The organism is Methylobacterium hispanicum (assembly GCF_022179285.1).
Taxonomy (GTDB): domain Bacteria; phylum Pseudomonadota; class Alphaproteobacteria; order Rhizobiales; family Beijerinckiaceae; genus Methylobacterium; species Methylobacterium hispanicum.
In genome coordinates this window covers 38221-61472 of sequence record NZ_BPQO01000024.1, presented here as the reverse complement: position 1 = coordinate 61472, position 23252 = coordinate 38221, and the positions used below count along the sequence as shown (strand labels likewise).

At 71.7% G+C, this 23252-nt stretch carries 18 protein-coding genes and 1 tRNA gene; 8 read left to right on the top strand and 11 right to left on the bottom strand.

The window, feature by feature from the left end:
• Nucleotides 1-33 precede the first annotated feature (33 nt).
• From MFF56_RS23210 to MFF56_RS23200, 3 genes are read right to left on the bottom strand one after another with little or no spacing between them, the layout of a single operon-like run.
• Complete coding sequence (locus MFF56_RS23210) at nucleotides 34-243, bottom strand: DUF1656 domain-containing protein (RefSeq protein ID WP_066918789.1); 210 nt, start codon at nucleotides 241-243, stop codon at nucleotides 34-36.
• On the bottom strand, nucleotides 240-2282 hold the full coding sequence (locus MFF56_RS23205; RefSeq protein WP_238231301.1) for an FUSC family protein: 2043 nt from the start codon (nucleotides 2280-2282) through the stop codon (nucleotides 240-242). The genes MFF56_RS23210 and MFF56_RS23205 overlap by 4 nt, the downstream gene beginning before the upstream one ends.
• Entirely contained in the window at nucleotides 2279-2743 is a 465-nt protein-coding gene (locus tag MFF56_RS23200) for a MarR family winged helix-turn-helix transcriptional regulator (protein WP_066918786.1), read from the bottom strand. The genes MFF56_RS23205 and MFF56_RS23200 overlap by 4 nt, the downstream gene beginning before the upstream one ends.
• A 204-nt stretch (nucleotides 2744-2947) precedes the next feature.
• Between MFF56_RS23200 and MFF56_RS23195 the strand changes: the two genes are divergently transcribed.
• Both MFF56_RS23195 and MFF56_RS23190 read left to right on the top strand, forming a co-directional pair.
• A tRNA-Leu gene (locus tag MFF56_RS23195) sits at nucleotides 2948-3031 on the top strand.
• 508 nt (nucleotides 3032-3539) lie between these two features.
• Nucleotides 3540-4589 (top strand): ketopantoate reductase family protein, encoded by a 1050-nt coding sequence (locus MFF56_RS23190; protein WP_066918784.1) that lies wholly within the window; start codon nucleotides 3540-3542, stop codon nucleotides 4587-4589.
• Between the two features lie 144 nt (nucleotides 4590-4733).
• Here MFF56_RS23190 and MFF56_RS23185 read toward each other — a convergent pair whose 3' ends face one another.
• Nucleotides 4734-5048 (bottom strand): helix-turn-helix domain-containing protein, encoded by a 315-nt coding sequence (locus MFF56_RS23185; RefSeq protein WP_066918797.1) that lies wholly within the window; start codon nucleotides 5046-5048, stop codon nucleotides 4734-4736.
• Nucleotides 5049-5383: 335 nt separating this feature from the next.
• Between MFF56_RS23185 and MFF56_RS23180 the strand changes: the two genes are divergently transcribed.
• Genes MFF56_RS23180 through MFF56_RS23170 form a run of 3 tightly spaced genes read left to right on the top strand, consistent with a single transcriptional unit; the run spans nucleotide 5384 to nucleotide 10974 of the window.
• The gene (locus MFF56_RS23180) at nucleotides 5384-7126 is read left to right on the top strand and encodes a type I secretion system permease/ATPase (protein WP_066918782.1); all 1743 of its coding nucleotides are present in this window, start codon (nucleotides 5384-5386) and stop codon (nucleotides 7124-7126) included.
• 3 nt (nucleotides 7127-7129) lie between these two features.
• On the top strand, nucleotides 7130-8497 hold the full coding sequence (locus tag MFF56_RS23175) for an HlyD family type I secretion periplasmic adaptor subunit (protein ID WP_082772837.1): 1368 nt from the start codon (nucleotides 7130-7132) through the stop codon (nucleotides 8495-8497).
• A 38-nt stretch (nucleotides 8498-8535) separates the two neighbouring features.
• Entirely contained in the window at nucleotides 8536-10974 is a 2439-nt protein-coding gene (locus MFF56_RS23170; RefSeq protein WP_238231299.1) for a hypothetical protein, read from the top strand.
• 45 nt (nucleotides 10975-11019) lie between these two features.
• Here the strand turns inward: MFF56_RS23170 and MFF56_RS23165 are convergent, their stop codons facing one another.
• On the bottom strand, nucleotides 11020-11253 hold the full coding sequence (locus MFF56_RS23165) for a hypothetical protein (protein ID WP_197430481.1): 234 nt from the start codon (nucleotides 11251-11253) through the stop codon (nucleotides 11020-11022).
• Nucleotides 11254-11411: 158 nt separating this feature from the next.
• Here MFF56_RS23165 and MFF56_RS23160 point away from each other — a divergent pair, with 158 nt between their 5' ends.
• Together MFF56_RS23160 and MFF56_RS23155 are read left to right on the top strand one after the other, a co-directional pair.
• Entirely contained in the window at nucleotides 11412-12200 is a 789-nt protein-coding gene (locus tag MFF56_RS23160) for a sigma-70 family RNA polymerase sigma factor (protein WP_082772925.1), read from the top strand.
• Between the two features lie 31 nt (nucleotides 12201-12231).
• On the top strand, nucleotides 12232-13068 hold the full coding sequence (locus tag MFF56_RS23155) for a 3-oxoadipate:acetyl-CoA acetyltransferase (protein ID WP_066920034.1): 837 nt from the start codon (nucleotides 12232-12234) through the stop codon (nucleotides 13066-13068).
• A gap of 43 nt (nucleotides 13069-13111) precedes the next feature.
• On the opposite strand, the gene MFF56_RS23150 is transcribed toward MFF56_RS23155, so the two are convergent.
• Nucleotides 13112-16042 carry an FAD-binding and (Fe-S)-binding domain-containing protein gene (locus MFF56_RS23150; protein WP_066920028.1) on the bottom strand — a complete coding sequence of 977 codons (2931 nt, stop codon included), beginning with the start codon at nucleotides 16040-16042 and terminating at the stop codon, nucleotides 13112-13114.
• Nucleotides 16043-16425: 383 nt separating this feature from the next.
• Here MFF56_RS23150 and MFF56_RS23145 point away from each other — a divergent pair, with 383 nt between their 5' ends.
• Complete coding sequence (locus MFF56_RS23145; protein WP_280949075.1) at nucleotides 16426-17481, top strand: threonine aldolase family protein; 1056 nt, start codon at nucleotides 16426-16428, stop codon at nucleotides 17479-17481.
• 298 nt (nucleotides 17482-17779) lie between these two features.
• Here the strand turns inward: MFF56_RS23145 and MFF56_RS23140 are convergent, their stop codons facing one another.
• The 5 genes from MFF56_RS23140 to MFF56_RS23120 are packed head-to-tail and all read right to left on the bottom strand — an operon-like array spanning nucleotide 17780 to nucleotide 23064.
• On the bottom strand, nucleotides 17780-18697 hold the full coding sequence (locus MFF56_RS23140; RefSeq protein WP_238231297.1) for an ABC transporter ATP-binding protein: 918 nt from the start codon (nucleotides 18695-18697) through the stop codon (nucleotides 17780-17782).
• Nucleotides 18694-19725, bottom strand: a complete 1032-nt coding sequence (locus MFF56_RS23135) for an ABC transporter ATP-binding protein (protein WP_066927185.1) — start codon at nucleotides 19723-19725, stop codon at nucleotides 18694-18696. The genes MFF56_RS23140 and MFF56_RS23135 overlap by 4 nt, the downstream gene beginning before the upstream one ends.
• The gene (locus MFF56_RS23130; RefSeq protein ID WP_066927184.1) at nucleotides 19722-20630 is read right to left on the bottom strand and encodes an ABC transporter permease; all 909 of its coding nucleotides are present in this window, start codon (nucleotides 20628-20630) and stop codon (nucleotides 19722-19724) included. The genes MFF56_RS23135 and MFF56_RS23130 overlap by 4 nt, the downstream gene beginning before the upstream one ends.
• A complete protein-coding gene (locus MFF56_RS23125) occupies nucleotides 20627-21571 on the bottom strand; it encodes an ABC transporter permease (RefSeq protein ID WP_066927183.1) in 945 nt (314 codons plus the stop codon). The genes MFF56_RS23130 and MFF56_RS23125 overlap by 4 nt, the downstream gene beginning before the upstream one ends.
• Nucleotides 21571-23064 carry an ABC transporter substrate-binding protein gene (locus MFF56_RS23120; RefSeq protein ID WP_238231295.1) on the bottom strand — a complete coding sequence of 498 codons (1494 nt, stop codon included), beginning with the start codon at nucleotides 23062-23064 and terminating at the stop codon, nucleotides 21571-21573. Before MFF56_RS23120 ends, MFF56_RS23125 begins: the two co-directional genes overlap by 1 nt.
• Nucleotides 23065-23252 lie beyond the last annotated feature (188 nt).

Here is a 23252-nt window from a genome sequence, read left to right as displayed (position 1 = left end):
GAGGATCCGGGGGACGGGGCTGCGCGCGGCGGCTCACGAAGTGAGCGGCACCGCGACCGAGACGACGGCGCCGAGGAGCAGCACGTAGAGGGCGAGGTCGAAGAGCGGCCTGTGCCAGACGAACCGGTAGAAGCCGAGGCGGGCGAGCAGTCGCCTGATCGGCACGCTGGCGACGAAAGCGACCAGCATCCAGGCCGCGAAGCTCGGAACGTAGACGCCGTAAAGGTCGAACTCACCCGTCATGCCGCGAGCTCCGGTTGCGCCCCCGCGCCGGAGGCGGCGCGGTAGGGTGCAGCTTCCGGGAAGAGGCCGCGACGGATGCCGACGAGTCCCATGAGCGCGGTCCGCCCGGTGGCCTGCCCGGCGTCGTGGCGGACCGCATCGAGCGCGGCGTCGATCGCGTCGAGGATGTCGGCCGGCGGTGCCTCGGCCCCGCCCTGGAAATGGCGCGCCAGGGCAGCGAGAAGCCGCTCGACCGCGGCGCGCGCCGGGCCGGATAGCCGACGGCGGTCCCGCCGCAACTCGACCACGTTGATGCCGACGCGGACCTCGGCCAGAAGGTCGTCCGTCCATTCCGCGTCGTCCGACGGCAGGGCCGCGAGGCGCGGCGCGATCAAGCCCACGCGATCAAGCATGAGCGCGGCGAGTTCGAGCCCGTTCTGTGCTCCGTGGCGCCCGGCGGCCCGGGCGAGGCTGCGGCGGTTGACGGCCCGCAGGCGCCGGGCAGACCATCCGGCGCCGACCGAGCGCACGAGGCGCGTGACCACGGCCGCCGTCCACATGCCGAGGATCACGGCGATCGCCGAGTTCGCGAAGGCAGCGAAGTCGGCGCTGTAGCTGCTCTGGAGCGCGATCAGGGTGGGGCCGTTGACCGCGGCGCCCATGGCCAGCGGCGCCGTGCGCGGCTGCGCCATGAACACACCGCAGAGCAGGAGGCTCGGGGCGAACGCCAGGGCCAGCATCTCGAAGGTGGTCGCGAGCGGGAGCACGGCGAACAGGTAGATCGCGGCCCCCAGCGCGCCGACGATGGCCGAGTTCGCGAAGCCGAGGATGGACGGCGCGGGATCGTCCTGGGCGGCGAAGAAGCTGCAGGCGACCGCCGCCATCATCGGGGCGCCGGCGCCGTCCGGCCAACCCGTGGCGATCCAGATCGCGCAGGTGAGCAGGATCGAGAGGAAGACGCCGACGGCCGACAGAAGGGCCATTCCGTGGTCGCGATGCCGGATCGTGCGGGCCGCGGCGGTGTACCGGAAGGCGAGCGGCTCGCCCACGGGGCTTCCGTCGGCCATGTGCCGCTGCAGCAGCCGGGTGTCCTGGCGAAGGTCGATGAAGTCGACGAGCCGGGCGAGGAGGCTCGCCCGCACGAGGTCGTCCCAAGTGGGCTGCGCCCCGAGATCCGGCGCGAGAGCCTCCGCGGTCCCGCGCAGCCGTGCGGCCTCGGCCGGGTCGGTGATGCCGGCAGCGATCCACGCGGCCATCTCGTCGAGAAGGTCCCGCAGGCGCTGGGGCAGGGCCCGTGCCCGCTCTAGAGTCTCGATGCGGTCGGCGATCGCCGAGACGATCGGCAGGAACATCAGCATGTGCTGGCGAAGCGTCGCCATGGCCTCGACCGAGCGCTCCGCGCCGATCATATCGTAGCGCAGCGGCGTCGCGAGCGCGTCGAACGCAATCGCGTCCGAGGCCAGCCGCAACCGCTTCGCCTGCGTGTCCCGCGCCGGACGGGCGCGGCCCAGCACGTCGCCCACCCAGGCCCGCGCGTCGTGCAGCCACAGGTCGAGCCGTCCCGCGATCGCGGGGACCACCGACTGGGGCAGGACGACGGAGGAGACCAGGCTTGCGCAGAGGATGCCGAGCGTGATCTCTTGGGCCCGCGCCACTGCGGTGTCGAAGACCGCGCCGGGCTCGCCGACCGCCGGGAAGCCGATCAGCGCGGCCGTGTAGCCGCCGAGCATCATCAGGTAGCTCCGGGGCGTCCGGTCGAGCAGGGAGACGTAGAGGCAGAGCGCGACCCAGAGCGCGATCGCGAGCACCAGAAGCTCCGGCGCATCCACGAGGTTCGGTACGAGGGCTACCGTCAGCACGGCGCCAAGCACCGTTCCACCGATCCGGTACACGGCCTTCGACCGGGTTGCCCCGGCCAGCACCTGGCTGGTGATGTAGACCGTGCCGACGGCCCAGTAGGGTTTTGGCAGGTCGATCCAGAGCGCCAGGAACAGCGCCAGCATCGCCGCCCCGAAGGTCTTGATCGAGAAGGCCCAGTCGCGCCAGCCCGGCAAGTTCATGCCGTCCCCCCGTCTGCCTCGCCGCCGAGCGGCGCCTGGACGGCCCGGAACACCCGCAGGCCCGCCTCGAGATCGGCAGCACTCACCTGCGCGAACACCGACTCACGGAGGCGGTCGAGGTCAGCCTCGATCTTCGCCGCGGCCGCTTGTCCGGCCGGCGTCAGGCGCAGGACCTTCGCGCGTCGGTCGGTCGCGTCTTCCCGGCGTTGGACCAAGTCGGCGGCGCAGAGCCGATCGAGAAGCCGGACCAGCGACGGGCCCTCGATACCCAGCGCCTCGGCGAGGGCGTTCTGGCGGGGCTCGCCTCCCATCCGGGCGATCAGCAATAGGGGTAATGCCGTCGCCTCCGAGGTTCCGTGGGCGACCGCGGCCATGTCGGCGAGCCGGCGCCACCGCCGCCCCGCCAGCAAGAGCGTCTGGGTATAAGCCTGCCGGATCTGCCGCAGATCCGCTGCCGCCACCGCCCACCGTCCGTCCGAGGGAGACCATACGCGGCATCGCTGCCGCTCAACAGATAGGATGCTATCTATTATCCAGCGGCTCGGCAAGCTTCGACCGGAGGGCTGTATTGCGCTTCCTGTCACGCACTGCTGGCGCTTCCGACACGCCTGCGATAAGGGGGCAGTGCCCGACTCTGGATCGTCGATGCAGGGTCTTGGCCGCGCGCGGGCGTGGCGAAACGGTAGACGCAGCGGACTCAAAATCCGCCGTAGCAATACGTGTCGGTTCGAATCCGACCGCCCGCACCATCGCTTCGCCGTCCACTCCCAGGATCAGGACCATCTACAGAGTCGCGGCGATGCGGTCGCGACGGACAGGGGGCGACCCGTAGCCTGCGTCCCACGCCGCGCTCGCGGCGAAGCCTCATACGAAATGCGTCGGCAGAGCCAGGGTCTGCGCGTAGGCGGTTAGCGCGACGGCGGCGGTGAGGCCGGCGGCCACGGCGGCGGTGAGGCGTGCCTTCAGGCTGGTCATGATCGGTCTCCGTGGTGGGGGTGACTTCGTTGAGCTGTAAACGCCAGCTTAAGGCCAAGGTTTCGCCACATTCGTGCGGCGCCGCACCTTCGGCGTCGGGCCCGGCGCGACGCCGAAGGCCGTGGATCCGCACTGCGCGGCGCGCGGCCCGGTATACCAGCCGGGTTGCCTTCTCCTGGGCCGACTGCCATCCCTCGGTCCCGCGGATGGTGCGGTGGGCCACAAGGCTCAGCGCCCGGCAGCGAACAACAAACGCAACAACGGACGCCGGGGAGAGAAGACGTGCCGAGAAACATCCTGATCCTGGGGGCCTCCTACGGTTCCCTGCTCGCGACCAAACTGCTGATGGCCGGCCACAATGTGACGCTGGTCTGCCGCCGCAAGACCGCGGATCTGATCAACGCCGAGGGGACCGAGGTCCGGATCAAGCTGCGCGACGAGCCGGAGCACCGAGCGATCCACTCGCGCGACCTGCCCGGCAAGCTCGACGCGACGCCACCGGAAGAGGTCGATGTCTCCCGCTACGACCTCGTCGGCCTCGCCATGCAGGAGCCGCAGTACAACAATCACACGATCCGCGTGCTGATGATCAAGATCGCGGCGGCGAAGCTGCCCTGCCTCTCGCTCATGAACATGCCGCCACTGCCCTATCTCAAGCGGATCCCGGGGCTGGCAGGCATGGACCTAGAGGAGGCCTACACCAATGCGGGCGTCTGGGACCGGTTCGAGCCGGGCCTCGTCTCGCTGTGCTCGCCCGACCCGCAGGCCTTCCGTCCGCCGGAGGAGGGGGCGAACGTGCTCCATGTCGGGCTGCCGACGAACTTCAAGGCGGCGACCTTCGCGGACGAAGCCCATAACCGGCTGCTGCGCGAGCTGGAGGCCGACATCGACGCGGTGCGCCTCGACGGCCACGACGTGCCGGTCAAGCTCAAGGTGTTCGAATCGCTGTTCGTGCCGCTAGCCAAGTGGTCGATGCTGCTTACCGGCAATTACCGCTGCATCACCCCCGGCGAGCCCCGCTCCATCCGCGAGGCGGTGCACGGCGACCTCGCCCAGTCCCGCGCGATCTACGAGCACGTGGACGCCCTGGCTCGGCGGCTCGGCGCCGACCCGGCCGACCAAGTTCCGTTCGAGAAGTACGCCAAGGCGGCCGAGAGCCTGCTCAAGCCCTCCTCGGCGGCTCGCGCGGTCGCGAACGGGGCGCCCTTCATCGAGCGGGTCGATCTTCTGGTGAAGCTTATCGCGCACCAGCTCGGCGAGCCCGACGCCGAGATCGACCGGACGGTCGCGACCGTCGATCGGAAGCTCGGCGAGCGGATCATCGAGGGCTGAACCGCGCTTCGCGTGGAGGCGCGGGTGCCGCGCCTCCACGCATCGCGCTTGTCCTATTTCGATCCCGCTGGGGGACGGGGGCAAGGTGCCGACGGACCGTGCCGGCATCGAGGGTCGATCCCGCTAGGTCCGATCCGACGCTGCCTACCTGCCCGGTTGCGGCTCCTCGCCGAACAGGATCTCGTGGGTGATCGGATCGTAGAAGCGCATCACGTTCCGTACGAGGTCTCGCGGCGCGACCCCGAGCGCGTCCGCCCAGGCACGGTAGCGGTCCGGCGGTATCCGGCCCCGACCCGTCTCGAGCTGAGAGATGAAGGTGTAGTATTCCGCCCCGACCATCTGGGCGAGCTGCCTCTGCGACAGGCCGCGCGCCTCCCTGAGCTCCTTCAGGTACCGGCCGCCCTCCCGGCGAAGCTCCAGCACGGCCTCGGAGTCCAGACGTTGGTGATGAGCATACACCGCGGCGTGCCTCCCGTGCGCAATCACTGCCGTGCGCCAGAGCCTGTACAGTGATATCCATATTTCAGGAACGCCGAACCCTGTCCAGGCGCTCCCGGAATCCTCTCGCTCGCACGTGGCGGCACGACGTCGGGTTCGCGGTGGGAAGCGCTTGGAACGTATTCGAACGGCCCTATTATCGCATCCCGTGTATTCTTGCCGACGGGGACGACGCATCCGCAGCGTCCGTTCGCCGGTCCAGGCACCGTAGGGCTGGCCCCGTCCGTGCGTTATACGGAGTGATCGGGGCACGACGTGCGTGCCGGCGTTGCGTGAACAGGAAGAGGGCTCGCCCTATGCGCTCGGCGCTGGACAACGGTTTCCGCGCGATGCGGCCGGTGCTGGCGACCGCCGTGGTCTTCGGCTTCTTCATCAACCTGCTGCTCTTCGTCAGCCCTCTCTACATGCTCCAGATCTACGATCGGGTCCTGCCCAGTCGTAACGAGACGACGCTGATCGGGCTCACGCTGATCGCCGCCTTCGGCATCGCCGTATACGCGGCCCTGGAGATGCTGCGCTCGCGCCTCCTGGTCCGCGGCGGCATGATCTTCGACCGGGAGATCACGAACCCGGTCTTCGATGCCGCCCACCGCGGCGCGCTGCTGCGGCCGGGCGCGCAGCACGAGTCGGCGCTGCGGGACATGGATATCCTGCGCGAATTCCTCACCGGCAGCGGCCTTCTAGCCTTCTGCGATGTGCCCTGGGCCCCGATCTTCCTCGTCGCCTGCTTCGTCCTCCATCCCTGGTTTGGCTGGATGGCGCTGCTCGGCGGCGGCACCATCCTGGGTCTGACGCTCGTCAACGAGATCGCGACCCGGCGGCCACTCGACGCGGCCAACCGGGCCTCGCGCGAGGCTGGGCAGCAGGCGGCGGCGACCTTCCGGAACGGCGAGCTCCTGCAGGCAATGGGAATGCTCGCCGCCCTGCGCGGCGTCTGGCGGGGTCGCCACGACGACGTGCTGAGGCGTCAAGCGGACGCGAGCGACCGGGCCGGCCTCATTGTGGCCGCGACGAAGTTCGTCCGGATGCTCCTCCAGACGCTGGTCCTCGGCGCCGGCGCCTACTTGGCGATTCACCGGGAGATCTCGGCCGGATCGATGATCGCGGCCTCGATCATCATCGGTCGGACCCTGGCGCCGATCGAGTCGGTCGTGGCGAACTGGAAGGGGTTCGTGGCTGCCCGCGCCAGCTATCGCCGGCTGAGCGACCTCGCCGCCGCCGCGCCGGACGCGCGACGGCTGACGCTGCCGCGCCCGCGCGGTCTGATCGAGGCCGAGGCCATCTCGGTCGCGGCGCCCGGTTCGACCCGGCCGATCCTGAGCGACGTCAGCTTCCGCCTGCAGCCCGGCAGTGTCGTGGGCGTGATCGGACCGAGTGCGGCGGGCAAGTCGACGCTGGTTCGCGCCATCACGGGAATCTGGCCCCTCCTCGACGGGAGCGTGCGCATCGACGGCTCCGACCTGCGCCACTGGGACCAGCAGGAGCTCGGACGCCACGTCGGATACCTGCCGCAGGACGTCGAGCTGTTCGACGGTACGGTGGCGCAGAACATCGCGCGCTTCGCCGACGCGGACGATGCAGCCGTCATCGCGGTGGCACGCCGGGCCGGCTGCCACGCGCTGATCCAATCCCTCCCGGACGGCTACAACACGCGGATCGGACGAGCCGGGACCGGTCTCTCGGGCGGCCAGCGCCAGCGCATCGCGCTCGCCCGCGCACTCTTCGGCGAGCCGAGCCTCGTGGTCCTCGACGAGCCCAACGCGAGCCTCGACCAGCCGGGCGAGGCCGCCCTGATGGAGGCGGTGACGGCGCTGAGACGGGCCGGGACCACGGTCTTGATCGTGACGCACAAGGTCGGCCTCCTCACCGAGGCTGACCAGATCCTGGTCATGGGCGGCGGCGGTCTGCAGAGCTGTGGTCCGGCCGAGCAGGTCCTCGCGCAGATGATCGGGCCCCGACCGGGGCCGACCTTGATACCGACGGCCGCCAACGCGCTGCAGGCCCATCGCGGCGCCGAAGCGCAGCGAAACGCGGGGTAGGCGATGTCCACGGCGCGGATCGAGACGCACACGGCGCTGCCGATCGGGCCGCGGTCCCCGTCGCGGGGGCCGTCCACGCCCGCGGACGCGATCCACTGGCGTCGCTACGCGGTGGCGGGCTACGCGCTCATCGTCGCGACCTTTGGGGTGGCGGGCACATGGGCGGCTCTCGCGCGACTCGATCGCGCCGTCATCGGCCCCGGCGTGGTCGTCGTGGAGGGGAGTCGCAAGGTGGTCCAGCACCTCGAAGGCGGCATAGTCCAGGAGATCCTGGTCCGCGACGGGCAGAGCGTGCGGGCTGGCGACGTGCTGCTACGCGTCGATCCCCTGCAGTCGCGCGCGAGCGCCGACCTGTTGCGGGGCCAGCTCGACGCCGCCTTGATCCTCGAAGCCCGGCTGCGCGCCGAGCAGGAGCCGGCGTCCGAGCTGCCGCTGCCCGCCGAGATCGCCGCCCGGCAAGGCGAGGGCGCCGTCGCCCGCATGATCGCCGACCAGGCGAGCCAGCTCGCGGAGCGGCGCGCGTCGTTCCGGGCTCAGCTCGCGCTCATCGAGAGCCGGGTCACGCAGTTCGAGACCGAGATCTCGGGGCTAGCGGTCGAGAAGGCGTCGGTGGAGGAGCAGGTCGCCCTGATCCGGCAGGAGCTGACTGGCCTGCGCAGCCTGCGCGAGAAGGACCTGATTCCGCTGTCGCGGGTCCTCGTCATGGAGCGCGAGCGCACGCGGCTCGAGGGCGTGATCGGGCGCTCCGTGGCCGACACCGCCAAGGCACGCAACGGCATCAGCGAGGCCCGGATGCAAGCCACCCAGCTCCGGCAGAAGGTTCAGGAGGGGTTGACGGCCCAGCTGCTTGAGACTCGGCAGAGGACGACCGAGCTGCGCGAGAAACTCGTCGTCGCCCAGGACGTCCTGCGCCGGCACGAGGTTCGCGCGCCGCACCAGGGCGTCGTCCAGGGCCTGAAGGTCTACACGCTCGGGCAGGTCATCCGCTCCGGGGAGGCGCTGATGGAGATCGTGCCGACGAACGACAGACTCGTGATCAGCGTCCAGTTCGCGCCCAACGACCTCGAGGCCATCCAGGCCGGCATGCGGGCCGAGATCAAGTTTCCGGCCTTCCAGACACGGCGCATGCCCGCGATCTTCGGAACCCTCACCACCGTCTCGCGCGACCGGCTGGTGGATGAGGGGACCAAGCAGCCCTACTTCGCCGGAACCGTCGAGATCGATGACCGGCTCCTGCCCGACGCGGTGCGGCCGCGCCTGCACGCGGGGCTGCCGGCCGAGGTCGTGGTCTCGGCCGGCGAGCGCACGGCCCTCGACTACCTCGTCGCCCCCTTCTCCGACGCGCTGGGACGCGGCTTCCATGAACGGTAGAGGCGCGGCGACCCGGCATCTGCGGAACGGAGGTTCGGATGAGTGAGGTGCTCTCGTTCCCTCGCCCGGATGCGATGGCCCGGCGCGGCTGGTCGCAGCAGGAACTCGCGGAATTCTACCGCGTCGAGGCCGCCCTCGTCCGGGCGGGGCTGTCGATCGATAGCGAACAGGGGCTCAGCGACGAGGCGGAGCCCTGGTTCGTCTTCTGCAGGCCGGACGGCGCCGCGATCATGCATTTCGCCCGGATCGGCGGCCGTTATCTGGTCGTCTCCGAGGTCCTCGAGGAGCCCATGTGGGGCAGCGATTTCCGCAGCCTCATCAACCGGGTCGCGGAACGCCATCCCGAACTCCTGCCGCTCCGGCACCGGGGCGACGGCACGCGGGTCACGGTCCATCCAGCCGCCCTGCTCGCCGCGCTCGTTGCCGCCGCAGCCGTCAGCCTGTCATCGACGGATGCCCGGGCGTCCGGATGGGACGGCACCGGCGCCGGCCCCGCGCCGCCGCCGCCGGGCGAGGCCCCGTCGGCGGCCGGCGCGACGGGATCGGCCGAGCCCGAGGCTCGGGAGAACCATCGCAAGCAGTTCGAGGCGATCGTGTTCTCCGCGATGATCTTCGCCGCCTTCGCGGCCGAGGAGGCGGAAGGGCGCTCGGAGCCTGAAGCGCCGGCCGCATCGCGTGCGCATGCCGCGGCCCAGGAAGGCGCGAGCGAAGCGGGAACACCCGCACCGACGGAGAGCACCGCGGGCGCCGGGGGCGGCGGCACGCCTCTCTCGACCACGCCAACCGGGGCAGGGGTAGGCTCCGGCTCCGCCGCGCAGGCGGGCTCGACCGGCGCCTCCCCGAGAGCCGGGGTCGATCCTGCCCACGATACGGTCGCGCAGACGGCGCCGACGCACGCCGATCCGGAGCCGGACGGTCGTGTCCCCGGATGGTCCGGTGCGACCGCCCCGTCCCGCGCCGTGGGATCGAGTCCGGCAGCCGAATCCGAGCACGCCGCGAGGTCGTCCGGCGGTTCGGGCGCCACCGAGCGGGTCCTTGCGTCCGCGGGCAGCGCGGTCGAGGCGACGTCCGAGAGGGGACCTCAGGAACGAGGCCACCCGGTGCAGGACGCGGTCTCGGCGGCCTCCCCCGTCATCGGTCCCGCCTCCCTGCGCAAAGCGGCGGACGCCGTCCTCGAGGTCGGGGAGGGGCGGGGAGCCGGGAAGGGCATCGATGCGGCGGAGGGGGCGGGCGCGATCCATGCCGCGACCGGCCGGACGGCGCATCGCGAAGAGCCGCCGCACGCCCCCGGGCCGGACGACCGGGACGGCGACGACGCTCCCGGCCGGCCGCAGGGCCAGCGCGGCGACGAGAAGGGCGCGGGCCGGGCCGACGCGACCCATCAGGACGTCACCGCAGCGACACCGGCGTTCGAGCGCGGTGGCAAGCCGGCCGACCTGCCGGCATCCGAGGCAGCCCGCACCGATCTCGACGTAGCCTGGCGATCCGCCGGCGACGGCGGGCGCACGGTCGATTCGGGCGCGCATGGCGGGCCGGGCACGGATGCGACGGCAGAGACTGCGCCCGATGGGCATAACGAGAGCGCGGCAGCGGACGCGGGCGCCTCGAATGCCCCTGGGTCGCCGGGCAGCGGCCCGAACGATCCCGCACGATCCGCCGGCAACGATAAGGTCGATCCCGGCGAGCGTGGCGGACCGACATCGAGCGCCTCCGCGGACGCCGCGACTGGCGGGCCATCGGTAGGCAAGGGAGCCGTTCCGGAGCACGCGACGGCCGATGGGTTGCAGGGGAAGAGCCTGGACGATCCCGGGCAATCCGCCGGCAACGGCAAGGAGAAGGTCGATCCCGGCGAGCATGCCGGGCCGGCCGCGGACACCTCCGCCGGGGCTGCGACGGCGGGACATGGGCCGGCCAAGGGCGTAGGTGCAGAGCACGCGACCGCCGCGTCGCCGGGCAACGGCCTGGACAATCCCGGGCACTCCGCCGGCAACGGCAGGGACAAGCTCGAGCCCGGCGAGCAGGGCGGACCAACGCCGCATGCCTCCACGGACGCCACCCACGCAGCGCTGTCGGCTGGCGAGGCAGGCGCTCCGGAGGGTCCAAGCGCCAGCGATGCACCCGGCGCGGGCCTCGACCGGACCGGCCCTTCAAGCGGCAACGGCAGAGACAAGGTCGATCCAGGCATACCTGGCGGACCGACGCCGGACGGCGCCGCGGCGGGTGTGCCAGCGGCGCGCGCACAGAACGGGGCGGCCGATGCGAACCACCCGGTTGCCGCGGAGGATCAGGGCCGAGCCAAGCCCCTTGCGGCGGCTCTCGACGCGCACGGCAACCTCGTGTTCGCGGCCGATGCCGGCCACGGACCGAATTCCGCAACGAGCCACGCGCCCGCGGACGCCGGCGTGCATGCCGAAGTGGGCCTGATCGGGGTGGCGGACCATGCCGGGCCCCTGCATCACGTCGATGGACATCTTTGAACGCATGCCGGCCGCACCGACACGGTCGCGACAGCATCCGTTCCCCTAGAACGGCCGCGCGTTCGGCCTGTATGGCGCGTAGGGAGGGATGCGGCCCGGGCCGCCGTCCCGTCGCATGAGAGGTGCGCCGCAGACCGCCATCACGGTGCACAGGGACTCGGCGCAGGTTTCGGCTTCCGCGAGAGTCAGGAACCCGTCGCGGCAATACGCGGTACCGGAAGCCGAGATGGCCACGACGGCGAATCGCCCGTCGGGGCAGTCGACGATGCTGTAGGTCACGCGTCTTCGCATCACATGAGCCGTCTTCCCGGATCCACACCGCAAACGCGACGGGATTGGGAACGATCCCCCACCCCGTCGGGGTTAGGTGTTCACTGTACGGCTGGATCACCGGGCGATCGCCCGTGGGGCAGCCCGGCTCATGCGGGTTGAGGGACATGCTGATAGCGAGCGGCCTTGGTCAGGCTCCCCTGGGCGATCGACGCGTCGCGCCGGCAGCGCCCGCGCCGGGGACGTGGCTCGATCATCTCGGCTGCGAGCTGCGGGCGCTCTACGGTGCCCTGCCCGAGGCGCGGCCGTCTGAACACTTGATGGCCCTGATCGCGCAGATCGACGGTCTGATACCGGATCGGACCGAGGCGGCCGCGGACTTCCAGAACGGCCTCCTCGCCGTGATACCGGGCTTGCGGGCCTTCGCCCTGTCCCTCGTCACGGATCCTGCCCGCGCCGAGGATCTTGTGCAGGAAACCGTGCTGAAGGCCTGGACCAAGCAGGAGCAGTTCGTCGCCGGAACGAATCTCAAGGCGTGGCTCTGCACGATTCTCCGTAACCAGTTCTACAGCGAGTGTCGCAAGCACAAGCGCGAGGTCGAGGATGCGGACGGCGCGCTGGCTGCGCGGCTTGCCACGCCGGCGGTCCAGGAACACGGCATGGACCTGCAGAAGGTGTGGGAGGTTATGGCCACGTTGCCTGCATCCCAGCGCGAGGCGCTCCTCCTCGTCGGAGCCCAGGGCATGACCTACGAGGCGGCGGCGGCCGTGATGGGGTGTCAGACCGGAACCATGAAAAGCCGTGTCAGCCGAGCCCGGGCCACGCTCGCCGAGGCCCTCTCGGGTCCCGGGAAGCCGATGCCCGGTGCCCGGCACGATGGCCGGGGTTGCGGGGGGGCGCGACTTGGAGGATGGCGGGCGCAAGGTCGGCCGGTCGCCGCGGCGTCGCCGCGGTGAAGCCGGCGCCTTCGCTCTCGGAGAGACCCGCATGACAGGCCAGCCCCCCGTCGTCGTCGCCGTGGCGATCACCGGTTCGGTACCGCGCAAGCGGGACAACCCGGCGGTGCCCGTCACGGTCTCGGAGCAGATCGCCGCGACGCTGGAAGCCTTCGAGGCCGGCGCGACGCTCGCCCATATCCACGTGCGCAACGACGACGAGACGCCCTCGTCCGACCCGGAGAAGTTCGCGGCCGTCCAGGAGGGGCTGCGCAAGCACTGCCCCGGCATGATCGTGCAGTTCTCGACCGGAGGCCGCGGCCGCGACCCGGCGAGCCGCGGCCTCTCGCTCCAGCACCGGCCCGACATGGCCTCGCTCTCCACCGGCTCGGTGAACTTTCCCACGATCGTCTACGAGAACCACGCCACCCTGGTGGCCGACCTCGCGGCGCAGATGAAGCGCTACGGCGTGCGGCCGGAGATCGAGATCTTCGACCTCTCGCACCTGCACGGGGCCCGGCGCCTCGTCGAGGCCGGGCTGATGGATGCGCGCCCCCACGTGCAGTTCGTGATGGGCGTGCAGAACGCGATGCCGGCGGACGAGCACCTGCTCGACATCCTGCTGGCCGAGCTGCGCCGCGTCCTGCCGCAGGCGACCTGGACGGCCGCCGGGATCGGGCGCGAGCAGGCCCGCGTGATGGACTGGGCGCTGGCCCGCGGCGCCGACGCCGTGCGCACGGGTCTGGAGGACAACATCCGGATCACGAAGGACCGGCTGGCTTCGAGCAACGCCGAGCTCGTCGGCCTCGCGGTCGAGGCGATCGCGCGCCACGGACGCCGCGTGGCGACCCCGGCGGAGGCGCGGGCCGCCCTCGGCCTCGCGGGCTGAGGGAGCCCTGTCCGGACCGGCCGGTCGCCGGAGGGCCCCGCGGTCATCGCAGGGCCCGGTCGAGCACGCGCGCCACGTGCTCGGCCCGCCGGCCCAGGCCGTCGTGGATCTGGTGGCGGCAGCTGGTGCCGTCGGCCACCACCAGATCGTCCGGCCCGGCCGCCCGGAGCGCGGGAAACAGGGAGAGCTCGGCCATGGCGAAGGACGCGTCGATCGTCTCGGCCCGGTAGCCGAAGGCGCCGGCCATGCCGCAGCAGCTCGATTCGACCACCCGCAGGTCGAGGCCCGGGACGCGGCGCAGCACGGTCTCGACCGCGCCCATCGCGCCGAAGGATTTCTGGTGGCAGTGCCCGTGCAGATGGGCCACCCGGCCGCCCTGGTCGGCGAGCTTCAGCTCGGTCCGTCCCGCCGCGAGGTCGGTCGCGAGCAGTTCCTCGAACAGCACCGCGCTTCCGGCGAGGGTGCGGGCTTCCTCGCCGGGCAGGAGCGCCAGGAACTCGTCGCGGAAGGTGAGGAGGCAGGAGGGCTCCAGCCCGACGACCCGGGCGCCGGCCCGGACGTAGGGCAGCAGGGCCGCGAGGGTGCGCCGCGCCTCGGCGCGTGCCCGGTCGGTCTGGCCCGAGGCGAGATAGGTGCGCCCACAGCAGAGGGGACGCCGGCCCCGGGCCGGGCCGACCCGGTGCAGGCGGTAGCCCGCGGCGCGCAGCACCCGCTCGGCCGCCTCGAGGTTCTCCGGCTCGAAGGCGCGGTTGAAGGTGTCGCCGAACAGCACGACGTCGCGGAACTCCCCCACGACGTCCTGGGGATGGGCGAGCTCGCCCGCCTCGCGCCAGGGCCGTCCCCAGCGCGGCAGCGAGCGGCGGGCGGAGAGGCCCGCGACCCGCTCCGAGAGATGCGCGAGCCCCGGCACCCGGTCGCGCAGGTTGAGGAGCGGGGCGAGCGCCGCCGCGACGCCGGCATAGCGCGGCAGCTCGGCCACCAGCCGCTCCCGCAGGGGCAGGCCGTGACGGGCGTGGTAGTGGTGCAGGAACTCGATCTTCATGCGGGCCATGTCGACGCCGGTCGGGCATTCCCGGCGGCAGGCCTTGCAGGAGACGCACAGGTCCATCGTGCGCTTCATCTCGGGACTGGTGAAGGCGTCCGGCCCAAGCTGCCCGGAGATCGCGAGCCGGAGGGTGTTGGCCCGCCCGCGGGTGAGGTGCTGCTCCTCGCGCGTGGCCCGATAGGAGGGGCACATCGCCCCGCCCGCGAGCTTCCGGCAGGTGCCGTTGTTGTTGCACATCTCGACCGCCGGCCCGAACCCGCCCCAGTCCGCCCAGTCGAGGGCGGGGCTCGCGGGCGCCGCGACGCGGTAGTCGGGCTTGAAGCGGAACAGCCGGCGGTCGTCGAATCTGGGTGCGCGGACGATCTTGCCGGGGTTGAGGTGGTTCGCCGGATCGAAGGCGTCCTTCACGGCCTCGAACGCCCGGGTCAGGCGCGCGCCGAACAGCGGTTCGACGAATTCCGAGCGCGAGAGACCGTCGCCGTGCTCGCCCGAGTAGGAGCCGTGGTAGCGGCGCACCAGATCCGCGGTCTCCTCCGCGATGGCGCGCATCCGGGCGACGTCGCCGCCGAGCTTCATGTCGAGGATGGGGCGCACGTGCAGGCAGCCGACCGAGGCGTGGGCGTACCACGTGCCGCGGGTGCCGTGCTTGGCGAACACCTCGGTGACGGCGTCGGTGTAGTCGGCGAGGTGTTCGAGCGGCACCGCGCAATCCTCGATGAAGGAGACCGGCTTCGCGTCGCCCTTCATCGACATCATGATGTTGAGGCAGGCCTCGCGGACCTCCCAGACGGTGCGCTGGCGCGCCGGCTCCACCACCTCGACCACCGCGCCGGGGAAGCCGTGGTCGCCCATGCAGGCGTCGAGGCGCCCGAGGTCGCGCTTGAGCGCCGCGAGGTCGTCGCCCGCGAACTCCGTCAGCAGCAGGCAGTTCGGCTGCCCGCGGGTGATGTCGGCGAGCGTCGTGCGGAACAGCGGGATGTCGGCACCGAGCACCAGCACGTTGTTGTCCACGAGTTCCACGGCGACCGGGGCCAGATCGACGATCGCCCGCGTCGTCTCCATCGCGGCGCGGAAGGAGGGGAAGTGGCACACGCCCATGACCCGGTGGGCGGGCAGGCGCGAGAGCTTCAGCGTCACCGCGGTGGTGGCCGCCAGCGTCCCCTCCGAGCCGACGAGGAGATGGGCGAGGTTCGGGCGGGTCTCGATCAGGCTGTCGAGATTGTACCCGCCGACCCGTCGCTGGACCCGCGGATAGACCCGCTCGATCTCGTCGCGATGGGCCTCCGCCAGCGCCAGCATCCGCCGGGCGAGGTCGGCGACCGGTCTCGAGCCGGCGACGCCGTCCGCATCGTTGCCGGTCGGCCCGAAGTGGAAGGGGGTGCCGTCGTGGAGCAGCGCGTCGAGGCCGAGCACGTTGTCGCTCATCTTGCCGTAGCGCAGCGAGCGGGCGCCGCAGGAATTGTTGCCCACCATGCCGCCGATGGTGCAGCGGCTCGCCGTCGAGGGCTCCACGGGGAAGAACCAGCCATCGGCGCGCAGCCGCGTGTTGAGCCGTTCCAGCACGTGGCCCGGCTCGACCGTGACGGTGCCGGCCTCCGGGTCGTAGGCGCGGACGCCGTCGAAGTGGCGCGAGCAGTCGAGGACGAGGCCCGATCCGATCGGCTGGCCGTTCTGCGAGGTGCCGCCCCCGCGCAGGATCACGGGGACGCCCTGCTCGGCCGCGACGCCCAGGCAGGCCGCGACGTCCTCCGCGCTCCGGGGCATGACCACGCCGGCCGGCATGATCTGGTAGATCGAGGCGTCGGTGCTGTAGCGGCCGCGGGTGAAGGCATCGAAGCGGACCTCGCCGCTCACCGCTCCCGCAAGGCGCCGCTCCAGCTCCGCGGATTCCGCCGCCGGGAGGGCTCTCGCCCGGACGCCTGCTGCCATGATCGTGCGGTCCTCTGCGCTCGGGCCGCCGCCTGAGCGGGCGCGGCCGGAAGAGTATTCTATAGTACGGCCTCCGGTTGATCGGTTCGGCCGCGTGCGGTGAACCGCGCCGTGCCCCCTCTCCCATAGGGAGAGGGTTGGGGTGAGGGGTATGACCTCACAGGACTGAGCACGCCATCGACGCGCGTTCAGCGCTACGCTTCGTCCGGCGACGTCATACCCCTCACCCTGTCCCTCTCCCTACAGGAGAGGGGACCCGCGCTTCGTTCCGGGACGATGCGTTAGTCCAAACCCATCAGCCGGAAACGGTATAAGACCTCTGCCGGGCGCGGTCTGCCCGGTGCCGTTGCCGCACGCGCCGGCCGCACATCCCGGGAGTGACCGTGACCGTCGATCTGTTCAGCGATACCCAGACCCGGCCGACCGCGGGGATGCGCGAGGCGATGGCCCGGGCCGAGGTCGGCGACGAGCAGTCGGGCTCGGACCCGACCACCAACGCGCTCTGCGCGCGGGTGGCGGACCTCCTCGGCATGGAGGACGGGGTGTTCATGCCGTCCGGCACGATGTGCAACCTCGCCGCGATCCTGGTCCAGACGCGGGCGGGCGACGAGATCATCGTCGACGACCAGTCCCACATCTACAACACGGAGGCCGCGGGCGCCGCCGCGATCGGGGGCGTCTCGGTGCGGGCGCTTCCCACGCGCAACGGCCTCTACACGCCGGAGCAGGCCGAGGGCGCGATCCGCGTCGTCCAGCGCACGGCGCCCCGCTCGGCCCTGATCTCGATCGAGCAGACCACGAGCTTCTCCGGCGGCTCGATCTGGGACCTCGCGGCGATGCGGGCGATCCGCGACATCGCCCACGCGCGCGGCCTCCGGGCCCATATCGACGGGGCACGCCTCCTCAACGCGGTCGCCGCCACCGGCATCCCGGCGCGCCGCTACGCGGAGGGGTTCGACAGCGCCTGGATCGACCTGAGCAAGGGCCTCGGCTGCCCGGTCGGCGCGGTCCTGTGCGGGACGAGGGCCTTCGTCGCGGAGGCGTGGCGCTGGAAGTACCGGCTCGGCGGCGCCATGCGGCAGAGCGGCGTGCTGGCGGCGGCCGGGCTCTACGCCCTCGACCACCACATCGACCAGCTCGCCGAGGACAACGCCAACGCGGGCCGCTTGGGCGCGGCGCTCGCCGGGGTGCCGGGCCTCGCCTTCGAGCCCGGGGCGGGGCAGTCGAACATCCTGAGCTTCTCGGTGGCCGGGCTCGGGGTCCCGGCCGCCGCCTTCGCCGAGGCCTGCCTCGCGCAGGGCGTTCGCGTGCGGGCGCTCGGGACCGAGCAGATCCGCGCGACGACCCATCTCGACGTGGACCGCGCCGGCATCGCGCGCGCGGCCGCCGTGATGCGCGCCGCCGCCGAGCAGATCATGGCGGGCCGCCGCCCGGCCTAGAACCGTTCCCGATCGCGTTGCAATCGGGAACGGCTCCAACCTCTTGTATCAGGTCTCGCCCGCGACCCCAGGGCGATCGCATATGCCGAGCGAGCCTAACCCCGGTCAGGCGCGGGTCCCCTCTCCCATAGGGAGAGGGACAGGGTGAGGGGTATGAGGCTTCTAGAGGAGGCTCACCCTGAACGCGCGTCGATGCCGAGCGCTGTCCTGATACGTCATACCCCTCACCCCAACCCTCTCCCTATGGGAGAGGGGGCGCGGCGCGGTTCCAGTGGCGATCTCGGAGACGACCCCCGCCCTATGCGATCGCCCTGCCCGCGACCCAGTGGCCGGGCGCGACCTCGACGAGGTCTCCCGGCTGCACATCCGGCGGGAGATGGGGATCGGCGGCGGCGAGGCGGGCGCGCTCGGCGACCGGGTCCGGCAGCGGCACCGCGGAGAGGAGGCGCTGCGTGTAGGGGTGTCGCGGGTCCTCGTAGAGTTTGTCGCTCTCGGCGAGTTCCACGATGCGTCCGCGCCAGAGCACCGCGACCCGGTGGCAGAGGTAGCGCACCATGCGCAGGTCGTGGGAGATGAACAGGTAGGAGAGGCCGAGTTCGGATTGCAGGTCCTGCAGAAGGTTGACCACCTGCGCCTGGATCGAGACGTCGAGCGCGGCGATCGGCTCGTCCGCGACGATGAAGCTCGGCCTGAGCGCGATGGCCCGGGCGATGCAGATGCGCTGGCGCTGGCCGCCGGAGAACTGGTGCGGGAAGCGCCCGAGAAAGGCCGGATCGAGGCCGACCCGCTCGAACAGGTGCTCGACCGCCGCGCGGCGCTCGCCCGCACCCATCCCGGGCCGGTGCAGCCGGAAGGCCTCGGCGACGTAGGCGCCGACGCTCATGCGCGGGTTCAGCGCGGCGTAGGGGTCCTGGAACACGGTCTGGATGCGCCCGCGCATCCGCCGCATCGCCCGGGGCGGGAGCGTGGCGAGATCCGTGCCCTCGAAGGCGACGGTGCCCGCGGTCGGCGGGTTCAGCATGGTCACGGCCCGGCCGATCGTGGACTTGCCGGAGCCGGACTCGCCGACGAGTCCCAGCGTCTCGCCCGGCGCGATGTCGAAGCTGACGTCGTGGACCGCGCGGAACACGGACGCCTTGCCGCCCCACCACGCGCGCAGGGGATAGGCCTTCGAGAGGTTGCGGACCGACAGGATGGGGGCTGCTGACGCGCTCATCGGGCGCCCTCCTCGGCGAGCCGGGCCGGCAGGTCGTACCAGGCCGCCACGAGATGGCCCGGCGCGGCGCCCGCGGCCTGGACGAGCGGCGGCATCTCGGCGCGGCAGCGGGCGGTGGCGTAGGCGTTGCGCGGGGCGAAGGGATCGCCCGGCAGCGGGCGGCGCATGTCGGGCGGGCTGCCGTCGATCTGGTGCAGGCGGCGGCGCCCGGCGCGGCCTCCGCTCAGGTCCGGCAGGGAGCGCAGCAGGCCCAGCGTGTAGGCGTTGCGCGGGTCGCCGAAGATGTCGTCCACGGGGCCCCGCTCCAGGATGCGCCCGGCATACATCACCTGCACGGTGTCGCTGATGCCGGCGACCACGCCGAGGTCGTGCGTGATCCAGATGATCGCCATGCCGAGTTCGCGCTTCAGCTCCTGCACGAGCGCGATGATCTCGGCCTGCACCGTCACGTCGAGCGCGGTCGTCGCCTCGTCGGCGATGAGGAGCTTCGGCCGGCAGGCGAGCCCGATCGCGATCATCACGCGCTGGCGCTGCCCGCCGGAGAACTCGTGCGGGTACTGGTCGAGGCGCTGGGCCGCGTTCGGGATGCGCACGAGGTCGAGGAGTTCGCGCGCCCGGGCGCGCGCCGCGCGGCTGCCGAGCCCGAGATGGATGCGCAGGGGCTCGACGATCTGCTGGGCGACGGTCATGCCGGGATTGAGCGAGCTCATCGGATCCTGGAACACGAAGCCGATCTCGCCGCCCCGGACCTTGCGCAGCTGGCGCTCGGGCAGCGCCAGGAGATCGCGGCCGCGGAACAGCACCTGCCCGCCCGCGATGCGCCCGGGCGGGCGCGGGATCAGGCCCAGCATGGCGAGCACGTGCACGCTCTTGCCGGAGCCGGACTCGCCCACGATGCCGAGCGTCTCGCCCTCGCGGAGCGTGTACGAGACGCCGTTGACGGCGTGGACCGTGCCGCCCTCCGTGTCGAAGGTGACGCGCAGGTCCCGCACGTCGAGCAGGGGTTCGGCGAGCAGAGGTTCGCTCATGTGCGCTGCCTCGGGTCGAGGGCGTCGCGCAAGCCGTCGCCCAGAAGGTTGAAGGCGAGCACCGCGAGGAAGATCGAGACGCCCGGCCAGATCGCCATCCAGGGCGCCTGGTCCATGAAGTTCTTGGCGACCGTCAGCATGGCGCCCCAGGACGGCTCGGGCGGCTGCTGGCCGAGGCCCAGGAAGGAGAGGCTCGCCTCCGCGATGATGGCGGCCGCGATGGTCAGCGTCGCCTGGACGAGGATCGCCGGCACGATGTTGGGCAGGATGTGCACCAGCGCGATCCGCCAGGGCGGGTTGCCGACCGCGCGCGCCGCCTCCACGAACTCCTCCGCCGCCACGGCCCGCACCTGCGCCCGGGTGAGCCGCACGAAGGTCGAGGTGGCCGAGAGGCCGATGGCCAGCATGGCGTTGGTGAGGCTCGGGCCCAGGAAGGCGGCCAGCGCGATCGCCAGGATCAGGAAGGGGATCGCGAGGAGCGCGTCGGTGAGGCGCATGATCACCGCATCGACCCAGCCCCCCGCATAGCCCGCGAGGAGGCCGATCGGCAGGCCGAGCGCGACCGCGAGCGCCACCGAGACGAGGCCGGCACCGAGCGAGGCGCGGGCCCCGTAGATGATGCGCGACAGCACGTCCCGCCCGACCTCGTCGCCGCCGAACGGGTGCGCGAGGCTCGGCGCGGCGCGCACCGCGCCCCAGTCGGTCGCGGTCGGATCGTAGGGTGCGACGACGTCCGCCAGCGCGGCGATCGCCACCAGCGCGACGACGATGGCAAGGCCGATCACCGCGCTCCGCCGGGCGCGCAGCCGGCGCCAGAAGGCGGAGAGGGAGCCGGGCTCGCGCGGGGTGGCGGCCGCGGGCGCGGCGACGCCGGCGGCTTCGGTGAGAGGCGCGCCGGTGCTCATGCGCGGCGCAGCTTCGGGTTCACCACGGCCGAGAGCAGGTCGGCGGCGAGGTTGAGGGCGATGTAGGTGGCGGCGGTGCAGATCACGACGCCCTGCACCGTGGCGAAATCCCGGTTGAACACGGCGTCCACCATCAGCTTGCCGAAGCCCGGCACGGAGAAGACCTGCTCGGTCAGCACCGCGCCCGAGAGCAATTGTCCGAATTCCAGCGCTCCCAGCGTGATGATCGGGATCGCCGCATTGGGCAGCGCGTGGCGCAGGACGAGGCGCAACGGCGAGACGCCCTTGGCGCGGGCGGTGCGCACGTAGTCGGAGCCCAGGACGCCCAGCATCGCCGCGCGGGTGTGGCGCATCATCACCGCGGCGATGGCGTTGCCGAGGACGAAGGCCGGCATCGCCATCGAGCGCAGGTTCTCGACGAGGCTCTCGCCGGGCGGCACGTAGCCGGAGGCCGGCAGCCAGCCGAGATGCACCGAGAACAGCAGGATCAGGAGGATGCCGAGCCAGAAGTTCGGCACCGACAGGCCCCAGAGCGCGACCCCGTTGGCGGCCGCGTCCATCCAGGTGCCCTGCTTGACCGCCGAGAGGATCCCCATCGGCACGCCGATCGCGAGCGCCACCAGCATGGCGAGGCAGGCGAGTTCCAGCGTGACCGGCAGCTTCTCCAGCACCAGTTCGGAGACCGGCTTCTGCAGGCGCACCGAGACGCCGAGATCGCCCTGCAGCACGCCGCCCGCCCAGTAGGCGTAGCGCACGGGCAGCGGCTGATCGAGGTGGTACTTCTCGCGGATGAAGGCGATGACCTCGGGGTCGCGCTCCTCCCCGGTCAGCGCCGTCGCGACGTCGCCCGGCAGCAATTGCTGCAGGGCGAAGATGATCATGGAGGCGATGACGAGGGTCGGGACCGCCAGGGCGAGGCGGTGGGCCAGGAAACGCAGCATCAGTTCAGCTTCAGGCCGGTGAAGCGGGCGAGCCCGTCCGGATAGGGCACGAAGCCGGTGAGCTTCGGGCTGTAGGCCCAGAGCAGCTTGCGGTGCATCAGGTAGACGGCAGGGCGCTCGGTCAGCACCTTGTCGGCGAGCGCCTTCCAGGCGGCCTTGCGCTTCTCCGGATCGACCGAGCCGCGCTCGGCCTGGAGCGCCGCGTCGGCGCCCTCGCTGCAGTAGCGCGGATAGTTCAGGGGCGCCTTGCAGGCGAGGAAGCTGAAGGTGTTGCCGTCCGGGTCCGGCCGGCCGCTCCAGTTGTAGAGATAGGCCTCGTAGTTGCCCTTGTCGGCGACATCGAGCGCCGTGGTGAAGTCGGTGGCCTGCAGCTTCACGTCGAAGCCCGCCTCCTTGGTCATGGCCTGGATCACCTGGCCGACCTGCGGCGCCTCGCTGTTGGCGTAGACCATCAGGGTGATCTGGGGCCTGGGCTGGCCGGCCTCGGCGAGGAGCGCCTTGGCTTTCGCCACGTCGCGCTTCGGGATCGGGTACTCCTTCACGTAGTCCGGGTGCTTCGGAGAGACCCACTGGTTGCCGGGCAGGAACTCGCCGTTGAACACCACCTGGCTGATGGCGGCCCGGTCGAGGGAGAGATCGAACGCCGCCCGCACGCGCGGGTCGGCGACCGGCGAGCCGGCCTTGGCGAGGTTGAACAGGACCGACTGGAAGCCGAGCTCGTAGGTCGAGGCGAGCTTGAGCTTGGCGTCGCGCGCCACCTGCGGCGCGTCGGTCGGGGCGAGGCGTTCCAGGAGGTCGAGCTGGCCGGCGCGCAGGTTCGTCAGCCGCACGGTGCTGTCGGGGATCGGCCGGAACTCGATGCGCTCGATGTGGATCTGGTCCTTGTTCCAGTAATCGGGGAAGCGTTCGACCACGATGCGGTCCTGCGGCACCCGCTCGACGAACTTGTAGGGGCCGGCGCAGACGGGCGCGGTGGCGAACCTGTCGCCCAGCCGCTCGGCGGCCTTCGGCGAGACCAGCATGCCGGCCCGGTCGGTGAACTGGGCCATCAGCGGCGCGAAGGGCTGCTTCAGGGTGATCCTGAAGGTGAGGTCGTCCACGACCTCCACGGTGTCGATCGGCGCGATCTCGCCGCGGCGCTGCGAGCCCGGCATCTTCAGGTGACGCTCGAGCGAGAACTTGGCGGCCGCCGCGTTCACGGGCTCGCCGTCGTGGAACTTGGCACCCGGCCGCAGGGTCACGGTGAGCACCCGCTCGTCGGGCGACAGCTCCCACTTTGTGGCCAGCTGCGGCACCGGCTTCAGGTCCGGCCCGATATCGACGAGCTTGTCGCAGAGCGCGGCGAAGACCATGCGGCTGGCGAAGGTGCGGGCCAGCGTCGGGTCGAGGGCGTCGGGATCCTCCATCAAGCCGTAGCGCAGGGTCTGGGCCGAGAGCGGCGCGGCGGAGAGCGCGAGCCCTGCGGCGAGGCAGGCGGCGGCAAGACGCAACATCCAGTTGTCCCGTTCGTGCGAGGATTGGTCGGCCAGGAGGGTCCGGCGCGCGGGCCGGCTCGTCAAGACCGCGGCGACGCGATCCTGTGGCACACGGTGTTCCAAGCAGCATCCGTGCCAGCGCGCCCGTGGACGGCACAACTTGTGCGGCGGGGAGGATCGGCGCAACAGGAGGGCCGAGCCCGCCG